Origin of the sequence: Nocardioides stalactiti (genome assembly GCF_014180715.1) — a bacterium.
In the GTDB taxonomy this organism is placed as follows: domain Bacteria; phylum Actinomycetota; class Actinomycetes; order Propionibacteriales; family Nocardioidaceae; genus Nocardioides; species Nocardioides stalactiti.
Genome location: NZ_JACEFC010000109.1, coordinates 1 through 14,510, shown reverse-complemented (window position 1 = coordinate 14,510; position 14,510 = coordinate 1). Strand labels below are relative to the sequence as shown.

17 protein-coding genes and 1 tRNA gene are annotated in these 14,510 nt (G+C 70.2%); 13 read left to right on the top strand and 5 right to left on the bottom strand.

What is annotated here, in order from left to right; all coding sequences use genetic code 11:
• The 3 genes from H0487_RS18050 to H0487_RS18040 form a co-directional block, all read left to right on the top strand.
• Positions 1 to 200: hypothetical protein (locus H0487_RS18050; RefSeq protein WP_183095620.1), on the top strand; the 200-nt coding region annotated here is incomplete at its 5' end.
• Between the two features lie 40 nt (positions 201 to 240).
• Entirely contained in the window at positions 241 to 1,668 is a 1,428-nt protein-coding gene (locus H0487_RS18045) for an alpha,alpha-trehalose-phosphate synthase (UDP-forming) (RefSeq protein ID WP_183095619.1), read from the top strand.
• A 14-nt stretch (positions 1,669 to 1,682) separates the two neighbouring features.
• Positions 1,683 to 2,867 carry an alpha/beta fold hydrolase gene (locus H0487_RS18040; RefSeq protein ID WP_220793546.1) on the top strand — a complete coding sequence of 395 codons (1,185 nt, stop codon included), beginning with the start codon at positions 1,683 to 1,685 and terminating at the stop codon, positions 2,865 to 2,867.
• A 295-nt stretch (positions 2,868 to 3,162) separates the two neighbouring features.
• Here the strand turns inward: H0487_RS18040 and H0487_RS18035 are convergent, their stop codons facing one another.
• Positions 3,163 to 3,456, bottom strand: coding sequence for a GNAT family N-acetyltransferase (locus tag H0487_RS18035; RefSeq protein WP_183095618.1), 294 nt, complete (start codon positions 3,454 to 3,456; stop codon positions 3,163 to 3,165).
• 86 nt (positions 3,457 to 3,542) lie between these two features.
• Here H0487_RS18035 and H0487_RS18030 point away from each other — a divergent pair, with 86 nt between their 5' ends.
• Both H0487_RS18030 and H0487_RS18025 read left to right on the top strand, forming a co-directional pair.
• Positions 3,543 to 4,208, top strand: a complete 666-nt coding sequence (locus tag H0487_RS18030) for a uracil-DNA glycosylase (protein WP_220793550.1) — start codon at positions 3,543 to 3,545, stop codon at positions 4,206 to 4,208.
• Between the two features lie 29 nt (positions 4,209 to 4,237).
• On the top strand, positions 4,238 to 5,020 hold the full coding sequence (locus tag H0487_RS18025; protein ID WP_246383818.1) for a dioxygenase family protein: 783 nt from the start codon (positions 4,238 to 4,240) through the stop codon (positions 5,018 to 5,020).
• 9 nt (positions 5,021 to 5,029) lie between these two features.
• Here H0487_RS18025 and H0487_RS18020 read toward each other — a convergent pair whose 3' ends face one another.
• Positions 5,030 to 5,326 carry a MerR family transcriptional regulator gene (locus H0487_RS18020; RefSeq protein ID WP_183095617.1) on the bottom strand — a complete coding sequence of 99 codons (297 nt, stop codon included), beginning with the start codon at positions 5,324 to 5,326 and terminating at the stop codon, positions 5,030 to 5,032.
• Positions 5,327 to 5,436: 110 nt separating this feature from the next.
• Between H0487_RS18020 and H0487_RS18015 the strand changes: the two genes are divergently transcribed.
• Positions 5,437 to 5,874 carry an Hsp20/alpha crystallin family protein gene (locus tag H0487_RS18015; protein WP_183095616.1) on the top strand — a complete coding sequence of 146 codons (438 nt, stop codon included), beginning with the start codon at positions 5,437 to 5,439 and terminating at the stop codon, positions 5,872 to 5,874.
• 85 nt (positions 5,875 to 5,959) lie between these two features.
• Here the strand turns inward: H0487_RS18015 and H0487_RS18010 are convergent, their stop codons facing one another.
• Positions 5,960 to 7,519, bottom strand: a complete 1,560-nt coding sequence (locus H0487_RS18010) for a succinic semialdehyde dehydrogenase (protein ID WP_183095615.1) — start codon at positions 7,517 to 7,519, stop codon at positions 5,960 to 5,962.
• The gene (locus tag H0487_RS18005; RefSeq protein ID WP_183095614.1) at positions 7,516 to 9,168 is read right to left on the bottom strand and encodes a GMC family oxidoreductase; all 1,653 of its coding nucleotides are present in this window, start codon (positions 9,166 to 9,168) and stop codon (positions 7,516 to 7,518) included. Before H0487_RS18005 ends, H0487_RS18010 begins: the two co-directional genes overlap by 4 nt.
• A gap of 97 nt (positions 9,169 to 9,265) precedes the next feature.
• On the opposite strand from H0487_RS18005, the gene pdxY reads away from it, so the two are divergent.
• The 7 genes from pdxY to H0487_RS17970 all read left to right on the top strand — a co-directional run bounded on the left by pdxY (position 9,266) and on the right by H0487_RS17970 (position 14,150).
• Positions 9,266 to 10,114, top strand: coding sequence for a pyridoxal kinase PdxY (pdxY, locus tag H0487_RS18000; protein WP_183095613.1), 849 nt, complete (start codon positions 9,266 to 9,268; stop codon positions 10,112 to 10,114).
• Between the two features lie 33 nt (positions 10,115 to 10,147).
• A tRNA-Thr gene (locus tag H0487_RS17995) sits at positions 10,148 to 10,218 on the top strand.
• A gap of 52 nt (positions 10,219 to 10,270) precedes the next feature.
• Entirely contained in the window at positions 10,271 to 10,675 is a 405-nt protein-coding gene (locus H0487_RS17990; protein WP_183095612.1) for an HNH endonuclease signature motif containing protein, read from the top strand.
• Between the two features lie 56 nt (positions 10,676 to 10,731).
• Positions 10,732 to 11,166 (top strand): redox-sensitive transcriptional activator SoxR, encoded by a 435-nt coding sequence (gene soxR / locus H0487_RS17985; RefSeq protein ID WP_183095611.1) that lies wholly within the window; start codon positions 10,732 to 10,734, stop codon positions 11,164 to 11,166.
• Between the two features lie 43 nt (positions 11,167 to 11,209).
• Positions 11,210 to 12,451 carry a DUF4032 domain-containing protein gene (locus H0487_RS17980; protein ID WP_183095610.1) on the top strand — a complete coding sequence of 414 codons (1,242 nt, stop codon included), beginning with the start codon at positions 11,210 to 11,212 and terminating at the stop codon, positions 12,449 to 12,451.
• Positions 12,452 to 12,462: 11 nt separating this feature from the next.
• Entirely contained in the window at positions 12,463 to 13,563 is a 1,101-nt protein-coding gene (locus H0487_RS17975) for an ATP-dependent DNA ligase (protein ID WP_183095609.1), read from the top strand.
• Between the two features lie 38 nt (positions 13,564 to 13,601).
• On the top strand, positions 13,602 to 14,150 hold the full coding sequence (locus tag H0487_RS17970; RefSeq protein WP_183095608.1) for a hypothetical protein: 549 nt from the start codon (positions 13,602 to 13,604) through the stop codon (positions 14,148 to 14,150).
• Positions 14,151 to 14,156: 6 nt separating this feature from the next.
• Here H0487_RS17970 and H0487_RS17965 read toward each other — a convergent pair.
• The coding region (locus tag H0487_RS17965; RefSeq protein ID WP_183095607.1) for a hypothetical protein at positions 14,157 to 14,510 on the bottom strand (354 nt) is incomplete at its 5' end.

Sequence of the window (14,510 nt, the reverse complement as noted above, 5' to 3'; positions counted from 1 at the left end):
CCGCGGAGAACCGCCCCTCCATCGTGCACCTGGTCGACGAGATGCCGCTCTCGAGCGCCGGCCGACCCGCCGGCACGCTGCTCCGCACGCAGGGACTCCCCGCGGGGCGGCCGGCGTTCCGCTACGACCCTCAGCGCGACGAGTACCGACCGATGACGAAGGCGGCGATCGCGAAGCTCGCGGCCGCTCCCCCGGCGTAGCGCGCGGCCGGCGCTGCGCACGGTCGACTAGGGTCGTGGCGTGCGCCACGACCTCGTGATCGTCGCCAACCGGCTCCCCGTCGACCGGGTCACCCTGCCCACGGGACGCAAGGTCTGGCGCAAGTCCCCCGGCGGGCTGGTCGCTGCCATCGAGCCGGTGATGCGCACTCACGGCGGTGGCGTGTGGATCGGCTGGGCGGGCGGCACCAACCAGAAGCTCAAGCCGTTCGAGGACGAGGGCCTCTCGCTGGTCCCGATGGAGATGACCCAGGACGAGATCGAGGGCCACTACGAGGGCTTCTCCAACGGCACCCTCTGGCCGCTCTACCACGACGTCGTCGCCAAGCCGGAGTTCCATCGGGAGTGGTGGGACGAGTACGTCAACGTCAACCGGCGCTTCGCCGAGAAGGCCGCCGAGCAGGCTGCCCGCAAGGGCACCGTCTGGGTGCACGACTACCAGCTCCAGCTGGTGCCGCAGATGCTGCGCGACCTGCGGCCGGACCTCCGCATCGGCTTCTACCTCCACATCCCGTTCCCGCCGGCCGAGCTCTTCCAGCAGCTGCCGTGGCGCCGCCAGATCCTCGAGGGCCTGCTCGGCGCCGACCTCGTCGGCTTCCAGCGCCCCGAGGCGGCGGCGAACTTCATCCGTCTGGTACGCCAGCGGGTCGGGCACAAGACCCACCGCGACCTGGTCTACCTCCCCGACGGCCGGACCGTCCGGGCCGCCGCGTTCCCGATCTCGATCGACTCTGCCGGGTTCGAGGAGCTCGCGAGCTCGCCGGCCGTGGTGGAGCGCGCGGCCGCGATCCGTGACGCGCTCGGCAACCCGCGCCGGATCTTCCTCGGCATCGACCGGCTCGACTACACCAAGGGCATCTATGCGCGACTCCGCGCGTTCAGCGAGCTCATGCACGACGGCCACTTCGACGTCGAGGACGCGGTGTTCGTGCAGGTCGCCGTGCCCTCGCGTGAGCAGGTCGAGCAGTACCGCATCCTCCGCGACGACATCGAGCGGCTCGTGGGCCGGATCAACGGCGACCAGGGCCGCATCGGCCGGCCCGCGATCAGCTACCTCCACACCTCCTACCCACGCGAGGAGATGGCCGCGCTCTACCGCGCCGCCGACGTGATGGTCGTGACGCCGTACCGCGACGGCATGAACCTGGTGTGCAAGGAGTACGTCGCGTGCCGGGTCGAGGACGACGGAGCACTGGTGCTCTCGGAGTTCGCCGGCGCCGCCGACGAGCTCAAGCAGGCCTGGCTCGTCAACCCCTACGACATCAACGGCATGAAGGCGGCGCTGCTCGAGGCCTACGAGGCCGAGCCGAAGGAGCTCGCACGTCGGATGAAGGCGATGCGCAAGACCATCAGCCAGCACGACGTGAAGGCGTGGGCGGCCAGCTTCATGACCGAGCTCGAGGACGTCGTACCGCACACCAAGCACCCACGGCCGGCCACTCGTTCCTGAGGTACTTTCGCCTCATGGATCTGATCCCCAAGCCTGATCAGGTCGTGTCCGCGGCCAGCAACGTGGCGCACAAGGTGCTCTACGGCGGCCTCGCCGACCTGCGGCCGATGCCGCGCACCCTGATCGACGACGGGACGCTCCGCGAGGTCTACCACTACCGTCCGGCCGGCACGGTCAAGGAGACCGGCGACCCGGTGCTCCTCGTGACACCGCTCGCTGCCCCGGCCATCTGCTACGACCTGCGGCGCGGCTGCTCCCTGGTCGAGCACTTCGTGACCGGTGGCCGGCCCACCTACCTGCTCGAGTACGGCGAGGTCTCGTTCCGCGACCGCAACCTCGGCATGGAGCATTGGATCGACGAGGTCGTGCCGACCGCGATCCGCGAGGTGTCGGCCCACGCGGGCGGGCGCCCCGTCCACGTCATCGGCTGGAGCCTCGGCGGGATCTTCTCGCTGCTCACCGCCGCCGACCAGCCGGACCTGCCGATCGCCTCGCTCACCGCCGTCGGCTCCCCCATCGACGTGTCGCTCGTGCCGCTCGTCGCGCCGTTGCGGCCACTGCTCAACTGGGTCAACGGCAAGGGCCCGATCACCAAGGGCTACCAGCTCCTCGGCGGCGCCCCGAAGCCACTGGTGAAGTGGGCCTTCCAGCTCTCCTCGGTCCAGAAGCTGGTGACCAAGCCGCTGGCGATGGCGAGCCACATCGACGACACCGAGTTCCTCGCCCAGATCGAGGCGGTCGACCGGTTCACCGCGAACATGATCGCCTACCCCGGCCGCACGTTCGGGCAGCTCTACCACCGGTTCGCGAAGGGCAACCAGCTCGCCACCGGCGAGTTCGAGCTCGACGACCGGACGATCCGGCTCGGCGACATCAAGGTGCCCGTGCTGGTCTTCGGCGGCTCGACCGACGGCATCGCCCCGGTCCCCGCCGTCAAGGCCGTCATCCCGCTGCTCACCGGCTCGCCCGAGGTTCGCTTCGAGATCGTCCCCGGCGGGCACCTCGGCATGCTCACCGGCCGCGCGGCGCGCCGGACCACCTGGGTCGTCATGGACGAGTGGGTCTCGCAGTGGTCGACGGCGCTCGAGGCGGAGGCCGGCACCACGGCCTCCTCGGGGGCCCGGTCGGGTGCCGCTGCCATCGGCACCAACCGCGCCCGCCGCCACAGCTCCTCGGCGTCCCGGGCCCTCAAGAAGTAGCGCTCGAACGAGCACCGCGGACCCGTCGAGGGTCCCGGCCGAACGCCGCCGAGGTCCTGGTCAATTGTGACTAGACGGACGGACCGCATGCCCGATCCGCGGGCACCCTCGGGGAACCTAGAGTTCTACTTACCGACGCGGGTCACGAGACAGAACCTGGAGGGAGCCCACCAGGCAGGCGTTCTTCGCCGCCGGTGGTCCAGCGAATTTCATCGTGGCCCGCGTCGGAGCTATCGCATACGACGGCGCCCCTGGGAGGGAGAGGGGCGCCGTCGAATGCATTTTGGCGCCTCGCTCAGGCGAGCAGGTCCTGGTAGTCGGGGTGCTTCTCGATCCAGGCCTTGATGAACGGGCAGGTCGCGACGACCTTGATGCCGTCGGCGCGGGTCTCGTCGAGCGCCGCGCGGGCGAGCCTGCCGCCGATGCCTTGGCCGCCGAACTCCTCGCCGATCTCGGTGTGGAAGAAGTTCCGGACGCCGTCGCGCTCCTTGTACTGGGTGAAGCCAGCCACGCGGCCGTCCTCGACGGTGATCTCGAAACGGCTGGCCTCGACGTTGTTGCGCACCTGCGTGCCCTGGGGGTCGGTCATGGGACGAGCCTAGGAGGGACGCCGTGACGCTCGTGGGGACAATGGCGCCCGTGAACACGCTGGCAGGACTGGTCGACAAGGGCTTGATGGCTGCGGACTGGGCGGCGGCACTCGCGCCGGTCGAGGACCGGATCACGGCGATGGGGCGATTCCTGCGCGAGGAGATCGCGGCCGGCCGCGACTACCGGCCCGCCGGCGACCGCGTGTTCCGGGCGTTCCGGCGTCCGCTCGGCGAGGTGAAGGTGCTCATCGTCGGCCAGGACCCCTACCCCAACCCCGACCACCCGGTCGGGCTCAGCTTCGCCGTCGAGCGCGGCGTGTGGCCGCTGCCGCCGAGCCTGGTCAACATCTACACCGAGTACCGCGACGACCTCGGCGTCGTACCTCCGAGGCACGGGGACCTGACCGCCTGGAGCGAGCAGGGCGTGATGCTGCTCAACCGGGCCCTGACCGTCCAACCGGGCAACGCGAACTCGCACCGCGGCAAGGGGTGGGAGGAGATCACCGCGCACGCGATCCAGGTGTTGCGGGAGCGCGCCGAGGGCGGCGCACCGCTCGTGGCGGTCCTCTGGGGCGCCCAGGCACAGTCGCTCCAGCCGATGCTGGGCCCGATCCCGGTCATCGCGTCCCCCCACCCGTCCCCGCTCTCGGCCTATCGTGGCTTCTTCGGGTCCCGTCCGTTCAGTCGGGTCAACGAGCTGCTCGTCGAGCGGGGCGGTGAGCCGGTGGACTGGACCCTCCCGGCGGAATAAGATTGAAGTCTCAACTAGTTGAGGTGGACATGACCGCACCCCAGGGCCGGATGCCCGCGCTCTACATCGGCCACGGCGCACCACCGCTCCTCGACGACCCCACCTGGTCGGGCGAGCTGGCCTCCTGGGCCCGCGACCTGCCGCGCCCGAAGGCGATCCTCGTGGTCAGCGCGCACTGGGAGTCGGCCCCGGTCGCTCTCAGCGCGAGCGGCGCCGAGCTGGTCTACGACTTCGGCGGCTTCGACCCGAAGTACTACCTGGAGACCTACCGGACGCCGGACGCCACCGCGTTCGCCCAGCAGGTCGCCGCGATGATGCCGGACAACGAGCCGGTGCACCAGCACACCTCCCGCGGCCTCGACCACGGCGCCTGGGTTCCCCTCAAGATCATGTACCCCGACGCGGACGTCCCGGTGCTGCAGATGTCGCTGCCCACCCACGACCCCGAGCGCCTGCTCAGGCTCGGCGAGCGGCTCCGCCCATTGCGGGACGAGGGCGTGCTCATCATCGGCTCGGGCTTCCTGACCCACGGACTCCCGTTCCTCACCGAGTTCCGGCTCGACGCGGAAGCGCCGCAGTGGTCGGCCGAGTTCGACGCCTGGGCCGGCGAGGCGCTGGCCCGCGGCGACGTCGACGAGCTCGCGGCCTACCGTTCCAAGGCCCCCGGGATGCCCTACGCGCACCCGACGGTCGAGCACTACAGCCCGCTGTTCGTCACCCTCGGCGCGGCGACCGACCCCGCCGTCCCCGGCGAGCAGGTCATCGACGGCTTCTGGATCGGCCTCTCGAAGCGCTCGCTCCAGGTCGCCTGAGACACCTGGTCAGGCTCGCTCGTCGCGCTGGCGGAGCGCGGCGTTCTCGGCGCGCAACCGGGTGACCTCGTGCTCCAGTGCGAGCACGTGACCGATGCCGGCGAGGTTCAGCCCCGCCGCGAGGAGCTCGCGGATCCGATGGAGCCGCTCGATGTCGTCCCGGCTGTAGAGACGCGAACCGCCCGCCGTCCGCGACGGCTCGACCAAGCCTCGGCGCTCGTAGACCCGAAGGTTCTGCACCTGCATCGACACCAGCTCCGCAGCGACCGAGATGGCGTAGACCCCACGAACGCGTTCAGCCGGCATCGAAAATTCCTCTCGCTCGGCCTTGATTCTATCGGAATAGATAACCTATAACAGCCATTACAGGTTTGTGAGAGCGCCGAGCGCCCGCTCGGCCGACAGAAGGAGGAACCATGTTGCTGCGCACCACCGACCCGTTCCGCGACTTCGATCGCCTCGCCAACCAGCTGCTCGGCGCCGGCACGACGAACCGCCCTGCCGTGATGCCGATGGACGCGTGGCGCGAGGGCGAGCGCTTCGTCATCGAGTTCGACCTCCCCGGAGTCAGCCGCGACAGCATCGACATCGACGTCGAGCGCAACGTGCTCACGATCAAGGCGGAGCGGGTCGCCGGCAACGGTGACTGGCAGCGGCTCGCTTCCGAGCGCACCCACGGCCAGTTCAGCCGCCAGCTCGTCCTCGGCGACAACCTCGACCTGGAGCAGATCGAGGCGGCCTACGACAACGGCGTGCTGCGCCTGGTCGTGCCCGTCGCCGAGAAGGCCAAGCCCCGCAAGGTCGAGATCGCTGGCGCGACGCCGGTCACGCCGACCCAGGCCATCCAGGCCTGAGCGCACGCGCTGCGATGGCGCGCACCCGCCTCGGAGGGACTCACCCGTTCCCGAGGCGGGTGCTCCGCGTGCGGCTCGGGGGGCGTCAACGCACGCGGAGTCGTCGCATCAGCTTCAGGGACTGAAGCATCTGCTTGACGTACGCATCGTAGTCCTGGCCCGGCCGGGCGCCCAGAACCTGCTTCTTCAGCACCGCGACGTTCTTGACGTCGGTGTACTTGAGGAGGCCCTGGTCACCGTGCCGCGCGCCGACGCCCGAGCTCTTGACGCCACCCGAGGGGGTAGCCTTGGAGGCGTACGCCGTCGCCAGCGCGTCGTTGATGTTGACGTTGCCGGAGTCGATCCGCTCGGCGATCGCCTCGGCACGCGCGATGTCGCCGCTCCACACCGAGGCGTTGAGGCCGTAGTCGGTGTCGTTGGCGAGCTTCACGGCCTCGTCGACGGTGCGGTAGGAGTACAGGCCGACGACCGGGCCGAACGTCTCGGTCCGCCCCGCCAGCATGTCCTTGGTGACACCCTCGAGCACTGTGGGCTCGAAGAAGGCCGGGCCGATGTCGGGCCGCGGCTTGCCCCCGGTGAGGACCGTCGCCCCCTTCGCGATCGCGTCCTCGACGTGCGCGGCCACCCGGTCGCGGTGGTCGGGCGAGACCAGGCTCCCGATCTCGGGACCGAAGTCGTAGGACGCACCGATCGTGAAGTTGCGGGCGCGCTCGACGAACGCGTCCTTGAGCTCGTCGTACCTGCTCTCGGGCAGATAGATCCGCTCGATGTGCATGCAGATCTGACCGGTGTTGCCGAAGACGCCGAACGCGGCGCTCTCGACCCACTCCTCGACGTTCACGTCGTCGAGGACCACCATCGGGTTCTTGCCGCCGAGCTCGAGGCAGCAGCCGATCAGGTTGCGGCCCGCGCGCTCGCCGATCACCCGGCCGGTCGCCGTCGAGCCGGTGAACATGATGTAGTCGGCGTTGTCGATGAGGGTCGGACCGACGTCGGGCCCCTCGCCGCACACGACCTGGAACAGGCCCTTCGGGAGGCCCGCCTCCTCGAGCAGGCTGATGCCGTAGAGGGGGCTCAGCGCGGTCTTGTTGTCAGGCTTCACGACGACCGCGTTGCCGGCCATCAACGCGGGGATGGCGTCCGACAGACCGGTCGCGAACGGGAAGTTCCACGGCGCGATGATGCCCACGACGCCCTTGGGGACGTGGACCTCGGTCGAGCTCGACAGGAACGGGATCGGGCCACCGTGCTTCTTGGGCGTGAGCACCTTCGGCGCACGCTTGAGGTAGTGGCTGATGATCATCGGCGGGTCGCAGGTCTCCTCGATCGCCATCCGCCGGTTCTTGCCGCTCTCGGCCTGGATCAGGTCCGTCGTCGTGAGCGCGTTGTCGATGAGCAGCGTGTGCGCCCGCTCGAAGACCTCGAGCCTCTTCTTCAGCGGCCACTGGGCCCACAGCTGCTGGGCGGCTCGGGCCGCGTGGAACGCACGCTCGATGTCCTCGGGCGTCGATTGCGGGAGCTCGACCAGCAGCTCGCCGGTGTAGACCTCGGTCAGCTTCCAGGTGGCCCCGGAGGAACCCGGGACCCGCGCGACGAGGCTCTCGAGGAACGCGTCGGTCAGGCCCGACGGACGGGTGGTCGTCACCGGCTCTCGCCCAGGATGATCTCGGCTGCCTTCTCGCCGATCATGTAGCACGGCGCATTCGTGTTGCCGCCCGTGATCGACGGCATGATCGAGGCGTCCGCGACGCGGAGGCCGTCGATGCCGCGGACCTTGAGGTCCGGGCCCACGACCGCACGGTCGTCGACGCCCATCCGGCAGGTGCCGACACCGTGGTAGACCGAGGTCGACCGCATCTTGAGGGCCTCCCGGAGCTCGGCGCCCTTGAGGGCCGGACCGGGGTGGATCTCCTCCTTGACGCCGCCACCGAACGCGGCGCTCGCCATGATCTCGCGGATCATCTCGGTGCCCTCCGCGAGCACCTCGACGTCGTCCTTCTCGCGGAGGAAGCCGTAGTCGATGAGCGGAGCGCTGAGCGGGTCGGTCGAGGCCAGCCGGATCGTGCCGCGGCTGCGCGGGTAGATCAGGGTCGAGAACACGCTGATGCTCGGGCGCGGGTCGACCTCGTGGCGGACCGGGGCGTCCTGGTTCGGCGTCGGGTAGGCCCACGGCAGCATGTGGAGCTGGAGGTCCGGCGGGCCGTCGCCGGCGAACGACGTACGGACGAAGCCGACCGACTCGAAGACCGAGTTGGCGAGGAACGAGCCGCCGCGGGTCTTCTCCTTGAGCAGGCCCTTGCCGAAGTAGAACGGCGTTCCCTTGTGCTGGACGGACGGCACGTGGAACGTCAGCGGGTGGAACAGGTGGTCGTGCAGGTTGTCGCCGACCGGCAGCTCGGCGATCGTGTCGATGCCGACGCTCGCGAGGTGGTCGGCGTGGCCGATGCCCGAGAGCATGAGCAGCTGCGGGCTGCCGACGAACCCGGCAGCGAGGATGACCTCCTTGCCCGCACGGATGAACCGGCGGGTGGTGGCGGTGAGGCCGTCCTTGCTGAGGTCGGCGACCTCGACGCCCGTGGCACGGCCGTTCTCGATGACGATCCTGGTCGCCTGGACCCGCGTCTGGACCTCGAGGGTCGACGGGTCGAGGTGGTGGACGAAGCCCCGGGCCGAGGAGTAGCGCAGGCCGTCGGCAGCGTTCTGCTGCATCCGGGCGATGCCCTCCTGCTCGGCGGCGTTGTAGTCGTCGAGGACCTTCACGCCGAGGGTGTCGGCGGTGGCCTGGATGAACTGGGCGGTCGCGTCCTGCGGGGTCTTGTTGCGGGTGATCTTGATCGGCCCGCCGGCACCGCGGTAGTCGTTCTCCCCATCCTCGAAGTCCTCGAAGCGCTTGAACGCCGGGTTGACCTCGTCGGCGCTCCAGCCGGTGTTGCCCTCCGCCGCCCACGAGTCGTAGTTGGCGCGGTTGCCGCGCACGTAGACCATGCCGTTGACCGAGCTCGAGCCGCCGAGCACCTTGCCCCGCGGCGTCGGCATCTTGCGCCCGTCGAGGCCCTCCTGCGGAGTGGAGTAGAAGCCCCAGTCGTTGAGCTTCTTGATCTTCGGCTCGGCGTGCATCGGGCCGATCATCCCGGGGATCTTGGTGAGCATCTGCTCGTCGGACTTGCCTGCCTCCAGCAGGATCACCTTCGCGCCCGACTGGGCCAGGCGCGCGGCGACGATCGAGCCGGAGCTCCCGGATCCGACGACGACGTAGTCGGCTTCGTTGCTGCGCGGCTCCCTGCGCTTGGCCATGTGTGGTCCCTTCGTGGTACAGCGGTCATCAAACTGTAACGCGTTCTAGTTCGTTCACGAAAGTGTTTCGTATTCGCTACCTGGGAAGATCGGCAGGGTGCGCATCCTGTCCATCCAGTCCTCGGTCGCCTACGGGCACGTCGGCAACTCCGCAGCCGTGTTCCCGCTGCAGCGCCGGGGCCACGAGGTGTGGCCGGTCGCGACCGTCCAGTTCTCCAACCACACCGGGTACGGCGCCTGGCGCGGACCGCTGCTCGCACCGGCCGACGTGGCCGAGGTGATCGCCGGGATCGGGGACCGCGGGGTCCTCGGGTCCGCCGACGCGGTGCTGTCCGGGTACCAGGGCGACCCGGCCGTGGGCGCGGTCGTCCTCGACGCGGTCGCCCAGGTCAAGGCTCTCAACCCGGCCGCCGTCTACTGCTGCGACCCGGTGATCGGCGACGTCGGCCGCGGGATCTTCGTCCGCCCCGGCATCCCGGAGTACCTCCGGGACTCCGTCGTCCCGACGGCGGACATCGTCACGCCCAACCACTTCGAGCTGGACTTCCTCACCGGGCGGACGACGCAGTCCCTCGACGAGGTCCTGACGGCCGCGGACGCGCTGCGGTCGGTCGGGCCCCGCGCGGTGCTGGTCACCTCGGTCGTCCTTCCGGGCACTGCGGACTCGCTCGACGTCGTGGCCGTCTCCGACGAGGGCGCCTGGGCGGTCACCACTCCCCTGCTGCCGATCACCCCCAACGGCGGGGGCGACCTGACCGCCGCCCTCTTCCTCGCCCACCTGCTCGAGACCGGCTCGGCCGAGACGGCCGTCGAGCGCACGACCAACACCGTGTTCGCCGTCCTCGAGGCGACGCTCACGGCCGGCACCCGCGAGCTGCAGATCGTCCCCACCCAGGAAGCCATCGCCCACCCGCCCGCTCGGTTCGGCGCCCGGCGCCTGCGCTGACTAGACTCGCCCGGTGCGTCTCGCGAGGCACGTGCCGGTGTGGCGTAGTGGTAACGCGGCTGCCTTGTAATCAGCAATCGCGGGTTCGATTCCCGCCTCCGGCTCCCATTGTTCTCGTCCGCCAGTTGCGTCGGACTCCCGATCTAGCGTCCATCCATGAAGCAATGTTTCGGGTGCGGCCGAGAGCTCACCAAGCCCAGCCAGAAGGTCTATTGCAGCGGGACTTGCCAACATTCATCGACGCGAAGCCTACGGACTACTGCGTGGCTCAAGTCGGGCAAGGCAACGATCGGCGGCGGGCGCCATCACTACGTCCGTCGTTACCTGCTCGATGAGCAGGACGGATGCTGCGCCATCTGCGGCATCGTCGAGGAATGGAACGACCAGCCGCTCGTCTTCGTCCTCGACCACATCGACGGCGATGCCACCAACAACGCGCGCGACAACCTCAGGATGATCTGCCCGAACTGCGACTCGCAGCTGCCGACATTCAAGAGCCGAAACCGTGGCAAGGGCCGCCACTTCCGTCGCGAACGCTATGCGAACGGTCAGTCCTACTGACAGGACTATCTTCAAGGTTACTTGAACTCTGAGGACGGTCCCGTCACCATCTCCGCATGACGTTGCTGACGATCGGGCAGCTCGCGGAGCGCGCGGGGGTGGCGACGAGCGCGATCCGGTTCTACGAGGACAAGGGGCTCGTCCACTCCACCCGTACGACGGGCAACCAGCGCCGCTACGAGCAGTCGACGCTGCGGCGGGTGGCGTTCGTGCGGGCGGCGCAGCGGGTCGGCCTGAGCCTCGACGAGGTCGCGGCGGCGCTCGCGACGCTGCCGGACAACCGCGCGCCCACCAAGGCCGACTGGCACCGGATCAGCCGCGACTGGAAGCCGCGCCTGGAGGAGCAGGTCCGCCGGATCCGACTGCTGGAGCAACGGCTCGACAGCTGCATCGGCTGCGGCTGCCTGAGCATGAAGACCTGCTCCCTGATGAACCCGGGGGACGTGATCGGCGAGCACGGCGGCACCGGCGCGGTGCTGCTCGAGCCGTAGCCGACGCAGCCGCCGATACCGCGGCGGGGCGTACGGTGCTGGCATGGCGCTGCACGTCGTCGCCAGCCGGTCCGGGGCGGCATCACCAGTCGAAGCGAAGACGGCGCTGCTGACCCTGCCCTGGGCGACCCCCCTCGAGGACTGGCCCGACGACGTCGTCGTACCGCTGCCACGCGGGCTGTCGCGCCACGTCGTCCGGATCGCGCGGGCCGGCAAGCAGACCGTCGCGGTCAAGGAGACCGAGCCCGACATCGCGCTGCGGGAGTACCGGCTGCTGCGCGACCTGCGGCGGATGGACCTGCCGACCGTCGTACCGCGTGCGGTCGTCACGGGGCGTGAGGCCCCCGACGGCACGGCGCTGCCGGCCGCGCTGGTGACCGACCACCTCGCCTTCTCCCTCCCCTACCGCAGCCTGTTCCGCCACGGGCTCAGCGCCGAGAACCTGCCCGAGCTCGTCGACGCGCTCGTGGTGCTCCTGGTCCGCCTCCACCTCGCGGACTTCTTCTGGGGCGACGTGTCGTTGTCCAACGTGCTGTTCCGCCGCAGCGCCGGGGGCTTCGCCGCCTACCTGGTCGACGCCGAGACCGGCGAGCTCAACGACACGCTGTCCGACCGGATGCGCGAGCACGACCTCACCGTCGCCGGCGAGAACGTCTTCGCCGAGCTGCTCGACCTCCAGGCCGGCGAGGAGCTCGACCCCGACGTCCGCGCCCACGAGATCGTCGACCTGCTGGCCGAGCGGTACGACGCGCTGTGGCGCGAGCTGACCGCCGAGGAGGAGTTCGGCAGCGCCGACCTGTGGCGGATCGAGCGAAGGATCGAGCGGCTCAACGACCTCGGCTTCGACGTGGACGAGCTCGACATCGTCACCGACCTCGGCGGCGNCCTCGGCGGCGATACGGTGCGGATCCAGCCCAAGGTCGTCGAGGCCGGCCACCACACCCGCGAGCTCCAGGCACTCACCGGTCTCGGCGTCGAGGACGCGCAGGCGCGCCGGCTCCTCAACGACCTCGCCGCCTACACCGCCCACCACGATCTCGGCCGCGAGGACCGGGCGGTCGTCGCCAGCCGTTGGTTCACGGGGATCTACGAGCCGTTGGTGCGGCTGTTGCCCGCCGACCAGCGGGGCAAGCTCGAGCCGCCGGAGTTCTTCCACGAGGTGCTCGTGCACCGGTGGTACCTCTCCGAGCGGGCCGGGAAGGAGGTCGACATCTTCGACTCCGCCCGCGACTACATCGACTCCGTGCTCCCCCGACGGCCCGATGAGTTGGTGGCGTCGGACTAGTCTCAAGCGTCGTGGACCTGCCTGTGATGCCGCCCGTCCAGCCGATGCTCGCCAAGGCGGTGTCCGGGGTCCCGGACCCCGCGAAGCACGGCGGCCTGAGCTTCGAGCCCAAGTGGGACGGCTTCCGCTGCGTCCTCTTCAAGGACGGCGACGAGGTCGAGCTCGCCAGCCGCAACACCAAGCCGCTCACCCGCTACTTCCCCGAGCTCGTCGACGCCGCGCGCGAGCAGCTGCCGGCGCGCTGCGTACTGGACGGCGAGATCTTCGTGGCGCTACCGACCGACGGCCGCGACCGGCTGCAGTTCGAGGTGCTCCAGGAGCGGATCCACCCTGCGGCGAGCCGGATCAAGCTGCTGGCCGAGCAGACGCCGGCGAGCTTCGTGGCGTTCGACCTGCTCGCGCTCGGTGACGAGTCGTGGATGGATCGCCCGTTCTCCGAGCGCCGGGCCGCCCTGGTCGACGCGCTGGCCGGGCTGCCGCCCGAGGGGCCCTGCCACCTCACCCGCACCAGCACCGACCCGGCGGTGGCCGAGGAGTGGTTCCACCAGTTCGAGGGCGCCGGCCTCGACGGCGTGATCGCGAAGCCGCTCGGGGCGACCTACCAGCCGAACGCGCGCACCATGCTGAAGATCAAGCACGAGCGGACGGCCGACGTCGTGGTCGCCGGCATGCGACCGCACAAGACCAGCACGGAGGAGCGGCCGCTCCTGGGCAGCCTGCTGCTCGGGCTGTACGACGACGGCGAGCTGCAGCACGTCGGCGTCAGCGCCAGCTTCACCGCCGCGCGCCGGGCCGAGCTCTGGGACGAGCTCCAGGCGCTCGTCGTACCGATCGAGGAGCACCCCTGGGGACGCTGGCAGGAGTTCCTCGTGGCCAACCCGGGCCGCCAGCCCGGCACCCAGAGCCGTTGGAGCCAGGGCAAGGACCTCTCGTTCACGCCGCTCCGTCCCGAGCGCGTGCTCGAGGTGAAGTACGACGCGATGGAGGGGCGGCGCTTCCGGCACACCGCCCACTTCAAGCGCTGGCGCGAGGACCGCGACCCGACGTCGTGCGGCTACGACCAGCTCGAGCAGCCGGTGTCCTACGACCTGAGTGACGTCCTCGGCGAGTGATGGTCGACCCGGACCACTCGCAGGAGTAAGACTGGACCATGGACACCGCACCCGAGAGGTACGACGTCGTCCTCCTCGTCGAGCAGCCCCTGACCGCCGCCGACGCGGTGCAGGTTCGTTCGCTGCACGAGGAGTTCGACGCCCACGTCGTCTATCACGTCCTGCTGCCGCTCGTGGATGCTGCCGCGGCGGTCGAGGCCTCGCTCGGCGCGATCGGGGGTGCCGACCTGCTCGCGCCGCCCATGACCCCCAGCCCCGACGATCTGGCGGCGCTGCGGGAGGAGCAGAAGGGGCGAGCGGACCACGACCTCGCCGCCACCACCGATGCGCTGGCCGCCGCGGGTGCCGAGATCGGGAGCTCCGCGGTCGTCACCGAGCCGCCGATCGACGCGCTCGCCGCGAAGGTCGCCGAGGTCGACGGCCGCGAGGCGATCGTGCTGACCCGACCCCACGTCGTGGCGGAGTTCTTCCACGTCGACTGGACCTCGCGCGCCCGGCGCAAGCTGGGCGTGCCCGTGCTGCACCTGCTCGAGCACGAGAGCTTCGACGAGCAGGCTGGCGGGGGCGAAGGGGTCAGCGGGCTCTGAGCGTCCTCAGGCGCGCTCGCGGAGCGCCGGGATCAACGCCTCCGCAGCGGCCAGCACCGCCGGGTCGATCCGGCCCTCGCCGGTGACCCGCAGCAGGTAGACGACGGAGCCGTCGGCGAAGTACCACTGGTTCTCCTCGTCGACGACCTCGTCGCTCCCGGGCGCCGGGGCGTAGTCCGGCGGCGGGAGCGGACCGTCGGGCTGGAACACCACCAGCTCCAGGTTGGTCGCCGTCAGGGAGAACGGGTCACCGGCCGGGTCGGTGGTCCACAGGCACTGCCCGCCCGCGGGGTCGGTGGACGAGCCGTAGCTGCCGGTCGCGGTCGGCGCGGCGGCGCCGGCCGTGGCCTCGGCCTGCTC